The sequence below is a fragment of the Janthinobacterium sp. BCJ23 genome (assembly GCF_059617945.1).
The window spans coordinates 243,510-262,768 of sequence record NZ_JCAQAW010000008.1 but is presented as its reverse complement, the minus strand read 5'-3'; the positions used below and the strand labels follow the sequence as shown (position 1 = coordinate 262,768).

The following is a 19,259-nucleotide window of genomic DNA, read 5'->3' as shown; positions in this document are numbered from 1 at the left end:
GCCGGCAACACGTCAGGATTGCAATTGCAGGGTCTTGACGATCTTGCTCTCCACCCTCTCGCCCGCGCCCGAGGTGGTGTTCTTGCTCTCCTTGCGCAGCAACAATAAATGGTCGCCGCTGACGCCATACTGGCGCGTCTCGTCCGACTTTTGCGTAAAGCTGACGACGACAAAGGCGCGCCCGCTCACGTCAAAGTGGAAATGGCTGGCCAGCGGCGTGCCGTCCGCGGCGATCCACACCTCGATGCCGCCTTCGAACTTCTTCACATACTTGCGGTCTTTCTCAGGCACCTTGTCGAGCGACAAAGTAAAGCTGAGCAGACGCGCCGGCTTGCCCTTGTAGCTATCCATCTTCTCGCCGCTGAACACGGCTTCCTCGATCTCGCGCGACAAGGCGTCCGCGGCCGACACCATGGAACGCAACTCCGTCGCCTTCATTTCTCCCAGCGCAAAGCCGATCGGCGTCTTGACCTTCGGATCCTTCACCCTGGCGCGCTGCTCGGCCTCCACTTTCGCCAGCAAATCCTTGCCGTAAAGCACTTGCAAGCCCGCCGGCCCACCCTCGACAGTGACGGTCGCCTGGCCGCTATCCTCTTCCGCCGCCTTGCCCTCGCCCTCGCGGCGCCAGCTTTTCGATTCCACCTGCGCCTTGATCGGCATCTGGCCCTGCAATCGGGCCAGCGCCGCATTCAGATCGGTCAACCCGTCGGCCCGCGCCGCACCGCACAACAAACCGAACAAGCCCGCCACCGCCAGGCCCTGCACTCCAATACGTCGCTGCATCGCCACATCCCTTCGGGTCATACAAGGATGCCAAAACACCATGTTTTGGCCATCTGTTGCATTTGAACACAGCTAGCTCTGGTCAGGTAGAAAGTCTTTCTGCTATAATTCGCCGCCTTGGCCTGGTAGCTCAGTCGGTAGAGCAGAGGATTGAAAATCCTTGTGTCGGTGGTTCGATTCCGCCCCGGGCCACCAAGAATTCAGCAGCACATAGCAAAAAGCCAACCTTCGGGTTGGCTTTTTTGTTTGCTGAATTGCTCGCGTCCAGCCTGTCGCCAGTCACGCTGCAAGCCGCGCAGCGCTGCGCGCCACATGAAAAAATACATCCCTACGCCCCTTCAAGTGCATAGCCTTCAATTTCAAGGCATAAAATATTACTTAAAGATATATAATTTCCCTTAACAGACTGACTTCGGCAAGAGCTTGGCCGTTTGAACGTGACGCCACATGGCATCACTTTAAAAATTGAAAATGGATATATTCGATGAAGATTTTGGCAATTATGCTTGGTTCGTGCATGCTCGTTGCATGCGGTGGTGGTGGTAGCAGCTCCTCACCGGCCCCTGCTAACCCGGCAAAATTAACCGTCAACGGCACTGCCGCAACGGGGAAAGCAATTGCTGGCGCCATGATTACTGCCAAATGCCAGACGGGCACAGGCAACGCCACGTCGCTGGCCGACGGCAGCTACAGCCTTGCCGCCGCCGGTGGCCAACTACCGTGCCTGCTCCAGATCACCGATCCGGCTGATGGTTCGAAATTACACACGCTCGTGCTGGGAAGCGGCAACGCCGCCACTGCCAACATCACGCCACTGACCGAAATGCTGACGGCGCGGGTATTGGGTAACGAACCCGCGGTCTTCTTTGCCGCGTTTGACTCCGCTATTGCCGGCAGCAAGATCAATAGCACTGCGGTGAAAGCGGCGCAGGCCGACGTGGCTGCGGTACTGAGCGGTGTCGTCGACACGACCCCGCTCGCTGATTTCCTTTCCACGCCCTTGAAAGCGGCGACGCAAGGCAACCCCGCCGGCGGCGATGCACAGGACAGGGTTCTCGATGCGCTCAGAATAAAAATCAATGCCGCCCAGCTTACCCAGGTCGTGACCGCGCTGGCCAAGATCAGCAATCCAGACACCATCAAGCAAGTCATCGCCGATATTGCCGCAGTCCCCCCTGTCGCCCAGGCCGGGCCGGCACAAAGCGTGGTAACGGGCACTGTCGTTACCCTCGATGCCAGCGCCAGCTCGGCCTATGCCGGCCGTACACTCAGCTATGCATGGACCCTGCAATCCAAACCGGCAGGCAGCACGGCAAGCTTGTTGTCGCCGACCTCCGCCAGGCCCACTTTTACGGCGGATGTGGCTGGCACCTATGTCGCCAGCGTCATCGTCAACGACGGCAAGGTCAGCAGCAACGCCGCGGCGGTCAGCATTACGGCCAGTGTAGCCAATGCGGCGCCGGTTGCGAACGCAGGCTACGCGCAAAATGTCTTGTCCGGCAGCGTGGTCGAACTCGATGGCAGCGCCAGCTCGGATGCCAATGGCGATGCCTTGACGTTTGCCTGGATGCTGACGGAAAAACCGGCGAACAGTACGGCCACCTTGTCCTCTGCCAGCGCAGCCAGGACCAGCTTTACCGCCGATGCCTCCGGCTTGTATGTCGCCAAGCTCATCGTCAACGATGGCAAAGCGAGCAGTGCGGATGCAACGGTCACTGTCAGCGCCAGTGCCGTCGACACATCGGGACCCTCCGTGTCAGCCATCACTGTCACCCCCGCCACCGTCAACGTCTCGCAGGCAAGCCAACGCGTGACGGCCACGGTGACCGTGACAGATGCCACCGGAATCAATCTCAACGCCCTGCCCCACCCCTATTGGCACAGCATCGCCGATATCGGCGGCACCCGCATCGATAGCAAATGGGTGCTGGCCTACGGCGACGCGAAGCATGCCACCTTCAGTTCGACGGTGACGATCCCCGCAGGCGCCAAAGCCGGCTCCTGGACGGTTGGCTGGACAGCGTTCCGTGACACATTAGGATATACGAGTACGAATGGCGGCTACGAAAAGAGTTTCACCGTGCAAAGTAATGAACTCAGCGACACGTCGGGCCCCGCCGTTTCAGCCATCACCGTCAATCCCACCACCGTTGACGTCTCGCAGGCAAGCCAACTGGTGACGGCCACGGTGACCGTGACAGATGCCACCGGGGTCAATCTCAACGCCCTGCCCAATCCCTATTGGTACAACGTCGCCGATATCGGCGGCACCCGCATCGACAGCAAATGGATGCTGGCCTCCGGCGACGCGAAGCATGCTACGTTCAGTTCAACGGTGACGATACCCACAGGCGCCAAAGCCGGCTCCTGGACGGTTGGCTGGACAGCGTTCCGTGACACATTAGGATATACGAGTACGAATGGCGGCTACGAAAAGAGTTTCACCGTGCAAAGTAATGGACTCAGCGACACATCGGGTCCCGCCGTTTCAGCCATCACCGTCAATCCCACCACCGTTGATGTCTCTCAGACAAGTCAACTGGTGACGACCACCGTCATCGTGACAGATGCCACCGGGATCAATCTCAACGTCCTGCCCAATCCCTATTGGTACAACATCGCCGATATCGGCGGAACACGCATCGACAGCAAATGGGTGCTGGCATCCGGCGACGCGAAGCATGCTACGTTCAGTTCAACGGTGACGATACCCGCAGGCGCCAAAGCGGGGCAATGGGTGGTTGGCTGGACAGCGTTCCGTGACACATTAGGATATACAAGTACGAATGGTGGCTACGACAAAAGTTTCACCGTTAAATAAACGCGCCAGGCAGCACCAGACGATCAATCAGGGAGCTGCCAGCCCGCTTTGAACATCCTCAGCCAACCTTCGGGTTGGCTTTTTGTTTTCCTTTGCACAAAACCTCCCCCACCCCGCCACTGTGTACGCAAACGAACGGACTGCAGCAGCCCAAGAGCCCATGCTGCAGGCAGACCACATCCCTTCCCGCCGCCAGCGTCCTGCGCGACACGGCGCAACGGCCATCTGGTCAGCTCTCCCCGCCACACCGCCATGCGAAACTCGCGCCCGACGCCGTCGAGCCGTTCCGTACATAACGGCACACTGCCAAAGGATGCATCATGAAAACTACCCTGATATTGCTCGCGCTCGCCTCTACCCTTGCCTTGACCGCTTGCCAGCGCGAAGCGCCACCCGCGCCCACCGTCGTACAAGTCGTTCCCGGCCCTGCAGGCGCGCCTGGTCCTGCCGGCGCGACGGGTGCCACTGGCGCTGAAGCTCCTGCCGGCGCGACCGGTGCGACCGGCGCCACGGGCCAGACCGGCGACAGCGGCATGCAAGGCAACGATGGCGCCAAGGGCGACGCTGGTGCTGCCGGCGATGAAGGCGCCAAAGGCGACACGGGCGCCAAGGGCAAACAGGGCGACACGGTGATTGTCGTTCCACAACGCTAATACGCTTCACGCCTGACAGCACAACGCCAACCCCTGCGGTTGGCGTTGTGCGTATGCGCTGTACCGTACAGTAACATCGGCCATCTCGGCCTATCCTGTTGTCATATAACAGGGAGATATCGCATGCTGACGATCATACTGGTGGTGGCCCTGCTGGGCCTGGTTGTACTGTTCGCGCCCGGCCCCGTGCGCCGCGCCCTGATTACCCCACACCTGCTGGCCCTGTTCAAGCGCATCTTGCCGACGATGTCCGACACGGAGCGTGACGCGCTCGAAGCCGGTACCACGTGGTGGGATGCGGACCTGTTTTCCGGCAAACCCGACTGGCCCAAGCTGCTGAGCTATGGACGCGCCACGCTCACGGCCGAGGAGCGCCACTTTCTTGAGCACGACGTCGAGCGGCTGTGCGAACTGGTCAACGACTGGGAAACGCAGCAGGCGCAGGATTTGCCATCCCAGGCGTGGGACTACATGAAGGCGCAAGGTTTCCTCGGCATGATTATCCCGAAGCAATATGGCGGCAAGCAATTCTCCGCCTACATGCATTCGCAAGTGGTGATGAAATTGTCGAGCCGCTGCTCGGCGCTGGCCGTGACCGTGATGGTGCCCAACTCGCTGGGACCGGCCGAACTGCTGCTGCATTACGGCACAGAAGAACAGAAAAACCATTATTTGCCACGCCTGGCCAACGGCACCGAGATTCCCTGCTTTGCCCTGACCAGCCCGTACGCGGGTTCCGACGCGGCCGCCATTCCCGACCTGGGCGTGGTTTGCATGAGCATGCATGAAGGACGCCCTACCCTGGGTTTCCGCCTCACGTGGAACAAGCGCTACATCACCCTGGCGCCCGTGGCAACCTTGCTGGGCCTGGCATTCCAGACCAGCGACCCCGAGCATCTGCTGTCCGGCAACGATGCGCCCGGCATCACTTGCGCGCTGATCCCCGCCAGCCACGACGGCGTGGTGATCGGGCGCCGCCACCATCCCTTGAACGCCGCTTTCCAGAACGGCCCCACGTCGGGCAACGATGTGTTCATCCCCATCGACTGGGTCATCGGTGGCCAGGCGCAGGTGGGCAAGGGATGGCGCATGCTGATGGAGTGCCTGGCGGCCGGGCGCGCCATTTCGCTGCCCTCGTCCAGCGTGGGCATGGGCAAGATGGCCGTGCGCGGCACCGGCGCGTATGCGGCCGTGCGGCGCCAATTCAACATGCCTATCGGCAAGTTCGAAGGGGTGCAGGAAGCGCTGGCCCGCATGGGCGCCAACCTGTACCTGATGGATGCGGCGCGCACCCTGGCCGCGCACGCCGTCGACCTGGGCGAAAAGCCGGCCGTCATTTCCGCCATCGTCAAATACCACGTCACGGAACGGGGCCGCGCGCTCGTCAATGACGGCATGGATATTCTCGGCGGCAAGGGCATTTGTGTGGGGCCCAACAATTTCCTGGCCAGCGCCTACCAGCAAATCCCCATCGCGATCACGGTCGAAGGGGCCAACATCCTCACGCGCAGCCTGATCATCTTTGGCCAGGGCGCCATCCGCGCGCATCCGTATGTGCTCAGGGAAATGGCTGCCGTCAGCGAAAGCGACGGCCGCAAGGCCTTGCGCGATTTCGATACGGCCTTCTTTGGCCATGTCGGCTTTGTGCTGGGCAACCTGGCCAGGGGATTGTGGTACGGGCTGGGCGGCGCGCGCCTGGCGGCCGTGCCCGATGCCGGCGCGCCTGTACTGACGCCCTACTACCGCGCCCTGACGCGGTTGTCGACGGCGTTTGCCGTCATGACGGATATGTCGATGTTCGTGCTCGGTGGCGAACTCAAGCGCCGCGAGCGGCTGTCCGCCCGCTTGGGCGACGTGCTGGCGCAGCTGTACCTGGCGTCGTCCGTGCTGAAGCGCTACGAGGATGATGGCCGGCCCGAGGCCGACCTGCCCTATGTGCACTGGTCGCTGCAGGATGCGCTGGTCAAGGCGCAGCAGGGCTTGACGGGCGTGCTCGACAATTTCCCCGCGCGCGTGCTGGCCGTGCTGCTGCGCACCTTGCTGTTCCCGTTTGGCTTGCCCCACCGTCCGCCATCCGACGAACTGGGCAGCGAGGTGGCGCTGGCCCTGCAAACGCCGGGCGCAGACCGCGAACGCCTGCTGGCCGACGGCTATGTGGCCAACGACAGCAACGACCCCGTGGCTTGCGCCGAGCAGGCATTGACCCTGCTGCCCGACATCCTGCACATCGAAAAACGCCTGAAAGACACGCCCGAAGGCGCGGCCCTGCGGCACCTGCCGCAAAGCCTGTCCGCCATGCAGCAGTGGCTGGCCGCAGCCAAGGCGGCGGGCTCGGTCAGCTGCCAGGAGCACAATACCTTGCTGGAATATGCGCGCCTGGTCGACGGCTTGATACAGGTCGACGATTTTGCGCCCGCTGCGGCGCAGCCTACACACTTGCAGGCGCACGGGGCCGATATCAACAGCCGCGCAGCCTGAGCCGGATTGCGGCCTATACTGAATTGAGCGGGTGCTGTGCCCGCTCTTTTCGGAAAGGAGTCGATCATGACGCGCAAATTCATCGATTGCCGGGAATTCCCAAGCGACACGCATTGCTCGGTGGCCATCTCGGCCGACAGTGAGGAAGAGCTATTGGGTATTGCCGTGGAGCACGCGGTCTCTGTACACCATCACCAAGACACGCCGGAACTGCGCCAGCAATTGCGTCAACTGTTCAAGGACGGCATGCCGCCCGAACACCTGCCCATGACGGGACAAGCCGGCAACAGCGGGGCCGCGCATGCGCACTAGCCTGCCAGGGCTTGCGCCGGTTTCTGAAAGCGCAAGCCCTGCACGAGCGGCACCAGGGACACACAGGCTTGAACGCCTGACGCCTGAGCATCCCGGCAGCGGATATCAATCCCTTGACCCAAGGCAATGCAATATGCGGCCAACCAGCATAAGATCGCCGGCTTTGCCCATCCTCCATGCGCCACGCTCCCGAACTCCTCCTGCCTGCCGGCTCCCTGGCCAAGATGCACGCCGCCTTCGACTATGGCGCCGACGCCGTCTACGCGGGCCAGCCGCGCTACAGCTTGCGCGTGCGCAATAACGATTTTTCGACCTTGCAAGCCTTGCAGGAGGGCATCGATGGCGCGCATGCACGCGGCAAGCAGTTCTTTGTCGCCAGCAATATCTTCGCCCACAACGCCAAGCTGAAAACGTATTTGCGCGACATGGAACCGGTGATCGCCATGCGCCCCGACGCGCTGATCATGGCCGACCCGGGCCTGATCATGATGGTGCGCGACAAGTGGCCGGACGTCCCCGTACACCTGTCCGTGCAGGCGAACGCCGTCAACTGGGCCGACGTCAAGTTCTGGCACCGCATGGGCTTGACGCGCGTGATTTTATCTCGCGAACTGTCGCTCGACGAGATCGAGGAAATCCGCCAGCGCTGCCCGGAAATGGAGCTCGAGGTCTTCGTTCACGGCGCGCTGTGCATCGCCTATTCGGGCCGTTGCCTGCTGTCCGGTTATTTCAACCACCGCGACCCGAACCAGGGCACCTGCACGAATTCCTGCCGCTGGGATTACAAGGTGAAAAACGCGTCCGAAGACGCCAGCGGCGACCTGGGCGGCATGCAGGTGGTGCCGCTGGAATTTCACCAGGCGCTGGCCGAGGCGGACAACAATGCGTTTTCCGCCCTGCACCAGCAGCCGCGCCACCCGCTGGCCGACCAGCCCTATCTGATTGAAGAAGCCCAGCGCCCGGGCCAGCTGATGCCGATACTCGAAGACGAGCACGGCACCTACATCATGAATTCGAAGGACTTGCGCGCCGTCGAGCATATCGAGCGCCTGGTGAGAATCGGCGTCGATTCGCTGAAGGTCGAGGGCCGCACCAAGTCGCTGTACTACGCGGCGCGCACGGCGCAAGTCTACCGCCAGGCCATCGATGACGCCGTCGCGGGCCGCCCTTTCGATATCAGCCTCCTGGGCCAGCTGCAAGGCCTGGCCAACCGCGGCTACACGGACGGCTTTTACCAGCGCCACCACACGCAGGCGCACCAGAACTACATGCGCGGCGCGTCCGAGGCGGACCGCAGCCAGTACGTGGGCGACGTGCTGGGCGTGGCGGACGGCTGGGCCAGGGTGGAAGTGAAAAACCGCTTCGCCGTGGGCGACCGCATCGAGGCCGTGCATCCGGGCGGCAACCGCGACGTCACCATTACCCGCATGCTCAGCGATGACGGCAAAGAGATCCAGGTGGCGCCCGGCAGCGGCCACTTCGTGCGCATCGAACTTGACGGCGCTCTCGACAAGGCCTTGCTGGCGCGCTATTTGTAACCGCCAGTCTGCTGCGCGGGGTAGCGAAGCAGTCTACAAGTGTTTGATTTGGCAAGAAAAATTCCGGCTAGCACTACCTAAATAATTTGTTTAGGCTTCAACATTGCTATACGATACGGCCACCCGCGCCCGGGGGCCTTATCGGCATCCGTGCGTCCCTGACACGTTCACCGGAATCCCCGATGCCACCTGCCACACCCGCCCTGATCACCAATGACGCCGTCGTCCTCGGCCTGCTCGCCATGACCTTGGGAGCCGTCTTCTGGAGCGCTTCCCGCCCCGACGGCTTCTGGAAAAAGTTCTACACGTATATCCCGTCCCTGCTGATGTGCTATTTGATCCCGGCGTTGCTGAACACGTTCGGCATCATCGACGGCAACGCGTCCGGCCTGTACGCCGTGGCGCGCGATTACCTGCTGCCCAGCGCGCTGGTCCTGCTGTGCGTGGCCATCGATTTCGGCGGCATCATCCGCCTCGGTCCCAAGGCCATCATCATGTTTTTGACAGGCACGCTGGGTGTGATGCTGGGCGCCCTCGTCTCGTTCGAAGCCTTGCGTTTGATCCACCCGGAAACGGTGGCCGGCGACACGTGGCGCGGCATGACCACCGTGGCCGGCTCGTGGATAGGCGGCGGCGCCAACCAGGCGGCCATGAAGGAAGTGTTTGAAGTGGACGCCACCTTGTTTGGCCAGTTCGTCGCCGTCGACGTGCTGGTGGCCAACGTCTGGACGGCCGTGCTGCTGTTCCTGGCCGGCCGCGCGGGCGCCTTCGACCGCTGGACCGGTGCCGATTTGTCCGCCATCAATGCGCTCAAGGACAGCATCGAAAGCTACCGCGCCCAGCACGCGCGCGTAGCCAACCTGACCGACATCATGATCATCCTCGGCGTGGGCCTGGGCGTGACGGGCCTGTCGCACTTCCTGGCCGGCCCCATCATCAGCTGGATCAACACCCTGCCCGCCGCATGGCGCTTGCAGGATTACAGCCTGACGTCGAATTTCTTCTGGATCGTCGTGCTCGCCACCACCTTCGGCCTGCTGCTCAGCTTTACCAAAGCACGCAGCCTGGAAGGCGCGGGCGCTTCGACCATCGGCTCGGCCATGCTGTATGTGCTGGTGGCTACCATCGGCATGCACATGGACTTGAAAGCCCTGTTCGACAAGCCTTTCCTGTTCCTGCTGGGCCTGATCTGGATCGCCGTGCATGGCGGCCTGATGCTGCTCGTCGCCAAGCTGATCCGCGCGCCCCTGTTCTTCATGGCCGTGGGATCGCAAGCGAACATCGGCGGCGCCGCCTCGGCCCCCGTCATCGCCAGCGCCTTCCACCCATCCCTGGCCCCCGTCGGCGTGCTGCTGGCCGTGCTGGGCTACGCGCTGGGCACCTACGGCGCCTACATCACGGGACTGATCTTGCGCGGCATGGCGGGGTGATCCCTGTCCTGGCTTGACCAGCCAAGCACGCAAGAATGACGACAACGCCAGCCTTCGGGCTGGCGTTGTTGTTTACGGCTCGCATCGACCATAGTGCCAAAAAAATCCCCACAATGTAGCAGAAACCCCTCAAAACCAAATTTCCGCACCATTTTTGTGCGAAATCTGCGATGATAGTTGCCCAAATAACCGATTACCTCCATGGAATTCTGATGAAATACGCATCTGCTCACGAGTATGTCCAGCATGTCGCCGCACGCAATCCAGGTCAACCCGAGTTTCTGCAAGCCGTCACCGAAGTCATGGAGAGCTTGTGGCCGTTCCTGGAACAGCACCCGAAATACGCGGAACAAGGCTTGCTGGAACGCTTGATCGAGCCGGAGCGCGTGGTGATGTTCCGCGTGTCGTGGGTCGATGACCACGGGCAAGTGCAAGTCAACCGCGGCTACCGCATCCAGCACAGCATGGCCATCGGACCGTACAAGGGCGGCATCCGCTTCCACCCTTCCGTGACCTTGTCCGTGCTGAAATTCCTCGCCTTCGAGCAGACGTTCAAGAATGCGCTGACGACCTTGCCCATGGGCGGCGGCAAGGGCGGTTCCGACTTCGATCCGAAGGGCAAGAGCCCGGGCGAAGTGATGCGTTTCTGCCAGGCCTTCGTGAGCGAACTGTTCCGCCACGTGGGTTCGGACACGGACGTGCCGGCCGGCGACATCGGCGTGGGCGGGCGCGAAGTGGGCTATATGGTCGGCATGATGAAAAAGCTCAGCAACCGCGCCGACTGCGTGTTCACGGGCAAGGGCGCCAGCTTCGGCGGCTCGCTGATGCGCCCGGAAGCGACGGGCTACGGCACCGTGTATTTTGCGCAGGAAATGTTGAAAACGCGGGGCCGCTCGTTCGAAGGCATGCGCGTGTCCGTGTCCGGCTCGGGCAACGTGGCGCAGTACGCTGTGGAAAAAGCCATGGCGATGGGCGCGAAAGTCATCACCGTCTCCGATTCGAGCGGCACCGTCATCGACGAGGCAGGCTTTACGCCGGAAAAGCTGGCCATCCTGATGGAGGTCAAGAACCATTTGTATGGCAGGGTCAGCGACTACGCCGCGCGCACGGGCGTGCGCTTCGAGTCGGGCGTGTCGCCATGGCATGTTCCGGTCGATATCGCCCTGCCCTGCGCCACGCAAAATGAATTGCATATCGACGACGCGCGCACCTTGATCGCCAACGGCGTGCAGTGTGTGGCTGAGGGCGCCAACATGCCGACCACCATCGAGGCAGCCAAGGCATTCGAAGCGGCCGGCGTGCTGTATGCGCCGGGCAAGGCCAGCAATGCGGGCGGCGTGGCCACGTCCGGCCTGGAAATGAGCCAGAACGCGGCCCGGATTTCCTGGCCGCGCGAGGAAGTCGATGCGCGTTTGCTGCAGATCATGCAGGGCATCCACGCCGCGTGCAAGCAATACGGTACGCGCGCCGATGGCACGGTCAGCTATGTCGATGGCGCCAATATCGCCGGCTTTGTGAAAGTGGCCGATGCGATGCTGGCGCAGGGCGTGATTTAAGGGGGGTGATTTAAGCGGCCTCACGACACCTAACAAAACCGTAGCGAGCGGAAGATAGAGGTGGCTAAGAAGCGCAACCGTACTCAAGTACGGTGAGCATCGCAGGCCGCCTATATCGACGCGCAGTAGGTTTGGTCAGGTGTCTACAATATCTCCGGCTTCATCAGGCTCTTGCGGCTGATGGTCCGGCCCGACACCATGAACTCGCCGTTGCCGCGGTAATGTAACGTTTCCGGCAGCTTGGGCGAGGTGGCCACGTGGGCTTTCACGCACTCGAAGATGAAGAAGCCGCCTTTCGGATTGCCCGCCACCTGGGCCAGCTTGCATTCGAAGTTGGCGTAGCACTCGGCGATCAGGGGCGCGCCCACCAGCTCGGCGGGCTGGGGCGTGAGGCCGAAGGCCGTGAACTTGTCCGTGTCTTCGCCGCTGCAATTGCCGATGGCGACTACCTGGTCGACCATGTCGGCCGTGGGCAGATTGATCACGCACTCCATGCTGCGCTTGATCATTTCATAGCTGTGGTTCGCGTCGGAAATGAAGCAGCCCAGCAACGATGGCGTAAATTCCATCAGCATGTGCCAGGCCATGGTCATGACGTCGCTTTCGCCCTGCCACGTTGAACTGACAAGCACCACCGGCCCCGGTTCGAGGAAGCGCCGGATTTCGGCGACGGGATAATCTTCTTTGTGGTAATTTTTCATCTGCTCTCCAGGACGCGGTACGCCATAGCATAGACCAACGGCGCCTTGCCGGGCGCGCGGCTGGCCTGCGGAGGCGTGTCATCCGCGCCGCGATTTGTGCCGTTCATCGCAAATTTCTCCCCCTTGGAGATGTTGCAACATAGAATACACTGATCAACTACTCAAGGAAACCGCCATGCGTCCTCTGTTCCTGTTGTCAGTCCTGTCCCTCGCCTGCCTCTCGACCCTCGCGCATGCCGACGAGCAAACCCGCACGGTAGCCGCCTTCAACGCCATCGACATCCGCGGCCCCATCAGCATCGAAGTGGAATCGGGCAAGGAGCAAAGCCTGCTGCTGCGCGGCGACCAGAAATTCCTCAGCGGCGTCATCACGGAAGTGGTCGATGGCGAGCTGAAAATTTCCATGAAGGACAAGGACATCAAGAAGACCGAGGGCGACCCACGCATCATCATCACCATGCCCACCTTGCGCAAGCTGATCGCGGAAGGCGCGGGCGAAAAAATCCTCACCAAGCTCAATGGTCCACGAGTCGACATCAGCTACAAGGGCGCGGGCCGCCTGGCCGCCGATGGCCAGGTCGACTGGCTGCGCCTGAAGGCGCAAGGCGTGGGCGAAGTCGATACGAAAGCCTTGTTGGCGAAAAACGTCGATGTGAATTTCGAAGGCATCGGCTCCGTCAAGGTGTATTCCTCGGGAGAACTGAACGCCGTGGTGCGCGGCATGGGCGAACTGACCTATTATGGCAAGCCGAAGATCGTGCACAAGTCGATCGCCGGCATCGGCAGCGTCAATGCCGCCAAATAAGATTTCCTAGAACAACAAGGCCATCAGGCCACTGGAGACCGCATGACCGCAACACATGATACCGACACGCCGCTGGTACTGCGCGAGGAGCACGATAGCCTCGTCACCCTGCGGCTGAACCGCCCGCTGCAATTCAATGCCCTGTCCGAAGCCATGCTGGCCGCGCTGCAGGAAGCGCTCGACACGATCGCGCAGCAGCCGCACGTGCGCTGCGTGGTGCTGGCCGCCGAAGGCAAAGCCTTTTGCGCGGGCCACGATTTGCGCCAGATGCAGGCGACGCGCCAGCTTGCGTATTATCAAACCCTGTTCGCGCAATGCTCGCGCGTGATGCAAGCCATTCAAAGCTTGCCCGTGCCCGTGATTGCCCGCGTGCACGGCATCGCCACGGCGGCCGGCTGCCAATTGGTCGCCAGCTGCGACCTGGCCGTGGCGGGCGCATCGGCCCGCTTTGCCGTCTCCGGCATCAACGTGGGCCTGTTCTGCGCCACGCCATCGGTTGCCCTGTCGCGCAATGTGTCGCCCAAGCGGGCCTTCGACATGCTGGTGACGGGCCGCTTCATCGACGCCGACACGGCCGCCGACTGGGGCCTGATCAATGAAACGGTGGCCGATACGGCGCTCGACGAAGCCGTGGCGCGCCTGGCGCAGCAGATCATGGCGAAAAGCCCGACGGCCATCCGCTACGGCAAGGCCATGTTCTACCGGCAGCGCCAGCTGCCGCTGGACGACGCGTATGCGTATGCGGGCGACGTGATGGCGCGCAACATGATGGAAGAGGATGCGGAGGAAGGCGTCACCGCCTTCCTGGAAAAGCGGCCGCCCGGCTGGGCGGCCGTCAAGTAGCTTAACGTTCCTGCTTCATCTGCTGCTGGACGGACAAGCTCAAGGTCCCCAGGTCTTCCTTGCCCAGCATCGGCAATTGCGCCAGCAGGTTGGCCAGGGCCGAGCTGCCCGTCACGTCCAGCTCGGACGACTGCACCAGCACCGTGCCGGCGCCCGTGAAGTCGATCTGCTTTTCCTCGCCCGACAGGGTAAAGCCCGTGAGCGCGCCGGCGGCCGAGGCCCAACCCTGCACGTGGGCATAATCGTAGTGATACGAGGGGCTGGGGCAATCGGCCCAGCCCAGCACGGCCTGCTCGTCCACGCGGCATGGCAACTCGAGGAAATGCACGGGGCCGTTCGACGAGGCGATGACTTTACCCGTGCCTATCATGGTCAGGTAGCCGGGCAAGGTCGATTCCTGGCAGATCACATCCTTCGTGAAACCCAGCAGGTTTTTCGCGCGGATGGTCATGTTGGCGTTGTCCAGGTCGTAGCAGGCCAGGTCGTTGCCGTTGTCGCCCAAAATCAATTGTCCTTGCCCTTGCGCGACGACAAAGTGGTGGATGTATTTCGGCGCATTGAAGGCATTGCGCACGATCAGGTCGAGCACGCTGCTGCCCATGGCTTCGAAGCGCAGCTCGCCATAGAAGGCGATCATCTTGCCCTTGCGAATGAAGATCTGTTCCTTGACGTCGATGACATACGAAAAACGGTTCAGGTTATCGTTCTTCGGCAAGGTATCGGGAGTGTAAATCGTCATGGCTTACCTTTCGCTCGCTTGGATGTAGACCGTGCCCTGGCCCGTGAACTTCACCTGGTACGATTCGCCCGACGCCTGGCCGACGAAGGTTTTCCAGTTCAGGTCCGTGACGATGGTCGAGCTCAGCTGCCCCGTGTGGCCGATATACGCTTGCGGGTCGACAAACACGGGCACGTCCGGCGTGACGGGCAAGCCGATGGCGTTACCGTCCGACAAAATCGCCACGTCGCCCGTGCCTTGCAAGGTGGTGGTAAACAAGCCCTGGCCCGAGGCCATGCCGCGCACCACACCCTGCACGCCGCCCTGGTTGCCGAGGAACATGGTGCCGGCCGTCAAACGCGCATCGAAGGCCAGCAGGGAATCGCTTTCCACGTAAAACGTTTCGCCGCGCACGGGGACGATGGTGACGAACAGGCCGCCCTGGGCGTAAAACACGCTGCCCGTGCCACGCGCCGACATCATGGCGTAGCCTTCGTTCGTGACGGCGCGCATGGCCAGGCTTTGCACGCCCTGGCCGGCCAGGAAGGAGCGGCTGAACGCCACGTCGCCCTGGTAGGACACCATGGCGCCCTTGCGCGCGAACACTTCTTCATTGCCGAGTTTGACCTCAAGCATCTTTTCATTGATCTGCTGATAGACAGGCATCGCGGGTCCTCGCTAACTTAACGTTCGGCGGGCTGGATGAACACCACGCCCTGGCCTGTGAATTTGTGCTGGTACGATTCGCCCGAGCTCTGGCCGATCATCGTGCGCCAGTTGACGTCGAAAACGAATTCCTGGCGGATGTCGCCCTTGAAGCCGACGAAGGCGTCCGGGTCCACGCGCAGCGGATGCGCGGGCGTCACTTCCAGCATGATCAGGTTGCCGCGCGAAATGACGGCCAGGTTGCCGTTGCCTTCGACGGTGGTGGAAAACAGGCCCTGGCCCGAGCTGGCGCCGCGCAAGCCCGCAAAGCTGGTGCCCGTCTTCAGGCTCGTGTCGTAGGCCAGCAGGCTGCTGCTTTCGATGGTCAGCTTTTCGCCGGCCAGCGCCATGACGGTGATCTCGGCCGCATTCTGCGCGAAAAACACCGTGCCGGTGCCTGAAGCCTGCATCACCTGCATGCCTTCGTTCGTCACCTTGCGCTTGAGCGCGCCAAAGAGGCCCTCGCCGCCAAGCAGGGACTTTTCAAATTTGATGGCGCCCGTATAGGCGACCATCGCGCCGGCAATCGCCAGCACTTTTTCATCCTGCAGGCGCACTTCCAGCAGGCGGTCGGTATTGGTGCGGAAACTGGTCACGCGCGACTCCCCAAGAATGCCAGGCCACAAAGCCATGGCTATCCGACAAGATACCGGGGGCGTTACCGCCATGCAAGTGCTATTCCTCCCGAACGGGGGTCTGCGTTAAAAAAAAGGCGTGCCCGGAGGCACGCCTTGCGCTGACATCTGAAACGGTTTACTCGGCCAGCACCGGCTTGGCGCCGCGCGCGTTCTGGAACAGCGGCACGGGATCATTGGTATTGACCTCGACCACCGTCACGCCCTGCACCACGCCAGCGACCTGGTAGCCGACGGCGCCCAGGTGGCGCTTGCCTTCGGCCAGGTTGGACCAGCTCAGCGAGACAGACGCGGTGCCGCCCATGAAGGCCGTGCCCGGCATCAGCGCCTTGAAGCTGCCGTTGTTCAAGCCCGGCGCCAGCACCCACGACGACAAGGTGTAGTCGGCCTGGCCGTTTTGCGGCGCAAAACCGATCACGCACACCTTGTAGGTGCCGGCGGCGGGCAGGCGCAGTTCCACCTGCTCATTGGAACTTTCATTGCCGCTGCTGCCGACCAGCACATTGGCGGCGTTGTAGACCTCCATGTCCATGTCGGTATTCGCACCGCCCGTCGTTTCCGTATCGTAGGTGGCAAAGCGCGCCGCCAGGGTGCCGGCCGGGATCACCACGTTGTGCACGTTCACACCCGTGGCACCTCCCGCCTTGCAGCTGGCCGAAGCCGTGCTGTTGTTGGCCTGGCCAATCGTGCGCGTCTGGCGCACGGCTTCGACGAGACCCGACTTGACGCCGACCAGCGCACCCGTGAAGCCCGTGCCCAGGGTCAGCACCTTGCTGCCCGTGGCCGCTTCGCTGCTGACCAGCGGAATGGCGGCCAGCGACGTGCCGCGCGCCGTCAGCGGGCTGCGCACCGTGTGCGTGCCATCCGTCCAGCTCAGGGCGCCGTAGGTCCAGGTATTGGCCGGCGCCGTGGTGCGCGTCAACTTGACCTGGTATTGGCCCTTGGCGCCCGGCGCCAGGCTCAGGCTCGTTGGCGTCACCGCCACCGTGTAGCCGGGCAGGCTGGCAGAGACGTTGTAGACGGCACTGCTGGCGCCCACGTTGGTCACCGTGCGCGTCAGCACCTGCGTGCCCAGCACGTTGGCCGCCGTCAGCGACGCCAGGTTCAGGTTGTAGGCAGGAATGGTGCCGACGGCCTGGCAGGTGGCGGGACTGTAGACCTTCAGGTTCAGGCCGCACAGGAAGCGCGCATAGTCGATTTCCGACACGTCGTACACGAGGCCGGGATCGGCCGCGCTGTTCGGTGCGATGTGGCCGGCGCCCTGGCCCCATGGCAGCTGGCCCGAGTTCTTCGCCGTCGCATCCCACGACACGGAACCGTTCAAGCCATCGGGATACGTGCTGAAGGCCGTCGTCATCAGCGCCGACTTGATGGCCGCGGGCGACCAGCCCGGATGCTGCTGCTTGAGCAGCGCCGCCACGCCGGCCACGTGCGGGCTGGCCATCGAAGTGCCGGAATAGAAATCCCATTCCGCCACGGGCGCCGCGCCGCCAGCGGCCACGGCATCGCGCTGCGCCGGCGTCAGGTCGGCCGTCACGCCGGCGAGGATGTTGGTGCCGGGCGCCGACATGTCCGGTTTCAGGATGTTCGCGTTGGCCACGTTCGGTCCGCGCGAAGAACGGTCGCTGACGATCGGCGCCTGCACCGTCGTGTCGGCGATCGTATGGATTTCACCCAATGCCGCCGTGCCGTCCGGATTGGACGCCATGAAAGCCTTCAGCGCGTCGCCCTGCGCCTGCGCCAGGTGCACGGTCGACAGCGTGTGCGCCTGGTTGATGATGGTGTTGGCGCCGCCGGCCACGTTGGCGATGACCACGCCCGCCGCGCCCGCCGTCCTGGCATTCGCGCTCTTGTTGACCAGCACGTTGCCGCCACGGTCGCACACGAGTATCTTGCCCGCCACTTTCGCCGGGTCCAGATAAGCGGACGTGGCATCGGCTTCGCCGAAGCAGCGCAGCAAATTGAGGTCCGTCGGCAGCACGCCGGCCAGGCCCGCGTCGCGCGAGCGGATCAGCGGCAGGGCCGGCGTCTTCGCATTGCTCGATGCGCCTTCCAGCCTGGTGCCGTTGCTGAGGATGACATTGCCCGCGTACAGGCGGTTGTGGGTGGAATTGGCGACCGTCGCCAGCCACGGGCTGATGTGCGAGACGGGCGCCGGCACGTCGGGCGCCGGCGTGGATGGACCGGAATTGCCGCCCGACGTGGCGACAAACACGCCGGCCGCGGCCGCACCGAGGAAGGCGACTTCCGTCGGCTCGTCGAAGGCGCCGCCGCCCGCGTTCGGGCCGATGGAGAAGTTGATGACGTTGACGCCATCCTTGACGGCCTGGTCGATGGCGGCCACGCTGTCGGCCGTGGCGCAACCGTTGCGGCCCGTCGATGCGGCCGTCCAGCAGACTTTATAGGCGGCGATTCGCGCGCGCGGCGCCATGCCCGAGGCCTTGCCCAGCGACACGCCGTTCGAGGTGGCCAAGGCGCCATTGTTGCCGCCGGCCGTGGACGCCGTGTGCGTGCCATGGCCGCCATGCCCCGTCAGGCCGGCGACGGAATCGCGCGGCGAACGGAATTCCGTCCAGTGCAGCGCCGCCGTGGAGGCGCGGTAGTAGCGTGCGCCGATCAGTTTGTTGTTGCAATTCTCGGCGCTGAAACCTTCGCCCGTCTGGCAAGTGCCCTGCCAGCTGGCCGGCGGCGCGCCATACACGACGTTGCTGCCGCTGTGGCTGGGCACGCCGTTCTCGTCGAGGCGGTCGGCAAAGGCCGTGTTCTCGGGCCAGATGCCGCTGTCGACGATGCCGATGATGATGTCTTCGCCCGCGTGCGTCTTGCCGCCCAGTTGTTCCCACAGGCCGCCCGGCTTGTCCAGGCCCAGGAAGGTGGGCGTGTAGCTGGTGTCGAGCTGCAGGATGGAGTCGGCGCTGATGCTGGCTACGCCGCTGTTTTTCTTCAGGGCCCGCACTTCATCGTCCGTCAGCAAGGCGGAAAAGCCGTTGAAGACGACGCTGTACTGGTGCGTGATTTCCGCCGCGCTGACGGTGCCGGCCACGGCGGCCTGCTTGGTGTCGAGGTAGCTCAGGTAGGCCTGCACATCGGCGGCGCCCACGTTGATGCGCGTGCCCGGGACCGGCTTGGTGGCGGCCAGGCCGTCGACCTGGCCCGTGTAGGTGGCGGCCGGCTTGTCGACCAGCTGCACGATGTAGGAGCGGCGTTCCTGCGCCTGCGCCGCTTGCGCCAGGCTGGCGGCCAGCAGGAGGATGCCGAGAGAGACTGGACGTAGTTTCATC

15 protein-coding genes and 1 tRNA gene are annotated in these 19,259 nt (G+C 63.0%); 10 read left to right on the top strand and 6 right to left on the bottom strand.

Annotated features, from left to right (window positions below; genetic code table 11):
• Positions 1-12: 12 nt before the first annotated feature.
• Positions 13-783 carry a hypothetical protein gene (locus AC54AG_RS22855; protein ID WP_496631654.1) on the bottom strand — a complete coding sequence of 257 codons (771 nt, stop codon included), beginning with the start codon at positions 781-783 and terminating at the stop codon, positions 13-15.
• A gap of 119 nt (positions 784-902) precedes the next feature.
• Between AC54AG_RS22855 and AC54AG_RS22850 the strand changes: the two genes are divergently transcribed.
• From AC54AG_RS22850 to gdhA, 8 genes are all read left to right on the top strand, one after another.
• Positions 903-978 (top strand) — tRNA-Phe (locus tag AC54AG_RS22850).
• A 289-nt stretch (positions 979-1,267) separates the two neighbouring features.
• Complete coding sequence (locus AC54AG_RS22845; RefSeq protein WP_496631653.1) at positions 1,268-3,604, top strand: PKD domain-containing protein; 2,337 nt, start codon at positions 1,268-1,270, stop codon at positions 3,602-3,604.
• Positions 3,605-3,924: 320 nt separating this feature from the next.
• The gene (locus AC54AG_RS22840) at positions 3,925-4,257 is read left to right on the top strand and encodes a hypothetical protein (protein WP_034753517.1); all 333 of its coding nucleotides are present in this window, start codon (positions 3,925-3,927) and stop codon (positions 4,255-4,257) included.
• 33 nt (positions 4,258-4,290) lie between these two features.
• Positions 4,291-6,735 (top strand): acyl-CoA dehydrogenase, encoded by a 2,445-nt coding sequence (locus tag AC54AG_RS22835; protein ID WP_496631676.1) that lies wholly within the window; start codon positions 4,291-4,293, stop codon positions 6,733-6,735.
• A gap of 66 nt (positions 6,736-6,801) precedes the next feature.
• Positions 6,802-7,047: a DUF1059 domain-containing protein gene (locus AC54AG_RS22830; protein ID WP_496631652.1), complete on the top strand. Its 246-nt coding sequence runs from the start codon at positions 6,802-6,804 to the stop codon at positions 7,045-7,047.
• 176 nt (positions 7,048-7,223) lie between these two features.
• Positions 7,224-8,585, top strand: coding sequence for a prephenate-dependent tRNA uridine(34) hydroxylase TrhP (gene trhP, locus AC54AG_RS22825; RefSeq protein ID WP_496631651.1), 1,362 nt, complete (start codon positions 7,224-7,226; stop codon positions 8,583-8,585).
• Positions 8,586-8,767: 182 nt separating this feature from the next.
• Positions 8,768-10,015 carry a DUF819 family protein gene (locus tag AC54AG_RS22820; protein ID WP_496631650.1) on the top strand — a complete coding sequence of 416 codons (1,248 nt, stop codon included), beginning with the start codon at positions 8,768-8,770 and terminating at the stop codon, positions 10,013-10,015.
• Positions 10,016-10,227: 212 nt separating this feature from the next.
• A complete protein-coding gene (gene gdhA / locus AC54AG_RS22815; RefSeq protein ID WP_496631649.1) occupies positions 10,228-11,571 on the top strand; it encodes an NADP-specific glutamate dehydrogenase in 1,344 nt (447 codons plus the stop codon).
• A 143-nt stretch (positions 11,572-11,714) separates the two neighbouring features.
• On the opposite strand, the gene AC54AG_RS22810 is transcribed toward gdhA, so the two are convergent.
• On the bottom strand, positions 11,715-12,272 hold the full coding sequence (locus tag AC54AG_RS22810; protein ID WP_496631648.1) for a flavin reductase family protein: 558 nt from the start codon (positions 12,270-12,272) through the stop codon (positions 11,715-11,717).
• Positions 12,273-12,447: 175 nt separating this feature from the next.
• Here AC54AG_RS22810 and AC54AG_RS22805 point away from each other — a divergent pair, with 175 nt between their 5' ends.
• The gene (locus AC54AG_RS22805; RefSeq protein ID WP_070305483.1) at positions 12,448-13,077 is read left to right on the top strand and encodes a head GIN domain-containing protein; all 630 of its coding nucleotides are present in this window, start codon (positions 12,448-12,450) and stop codon (positions 13,075-13,077) included.
• Positions 13,078-13,119: 42 nt separating this feature from the next.
• Positions 13,120-13,920, top strand: coding sequence for an enoyl-CoA hydratase (locus tag AC54AG_RS22800; RefSeq protein WP_338680687.1), 801 nt, complete (start codon positions 13,120-13,122; stop codon positions 13,918-13,920).
• A gap of 1 nt (position 13,921) precedes the next feature.
• Here AC54AG_RS22800 and AC54AG_RS22795 read toward each other — a convergent pair whose 3' ends face one another.
• The 4 genes from AC54AG_RS22795 to AC54AG_RS22780 form a co-directional block, all read right to left on the bottom strand.
• Positions 13,922-14,659, bottom strand: coding sequence for an AIM24 family protein (locus AC54AG_RS22795; RefSeq protein WP_034753505.1), 738 nt, complete (start codon positions 14,657-14,659; stop codon positions 13,922-13,924).
• Positions 14,660-14,662: 3 nt separating this feature from the next.
• On the bottom strand, positions 14,663-15,304 hold the full coding sequence (locus AC54AG_RS22790) for an AIM24 family protein (protein ID WP_034753503.1): 642 nt from the start codon (positions 15,302-15,304) through the stop codon (positions 14,663-14,665).
• Between the two features lie 17 nt (positions 15,305-15,321).
• Positions 15,322-15,975 carry an AIM24 family protein gene (locus AC54AG_RS22785; protein WP_257620518.1) on the bottom strand — a complete coding sequence of 218 codons (654 nt, stop codon included), beginning with the start codon at positions 15,973-15,975 and terminating at the stop codon, positions 15,322-15,324.
• Positions 15,976-16,096: 121 nt separating this feature from the next.
• Positions 16,097-19,258, bottom strand: coding sequence for a S8 family serine peptidase (locus AC54AG_RS22780; RefSeq protein WP_496631647.1), 3,162 nt, complete (start codon positions 19,256-19,258; stop codon positions 16,097-16,099).
• Between the last annotated feature and the right edge of the window lies 1 nt (position 19,259).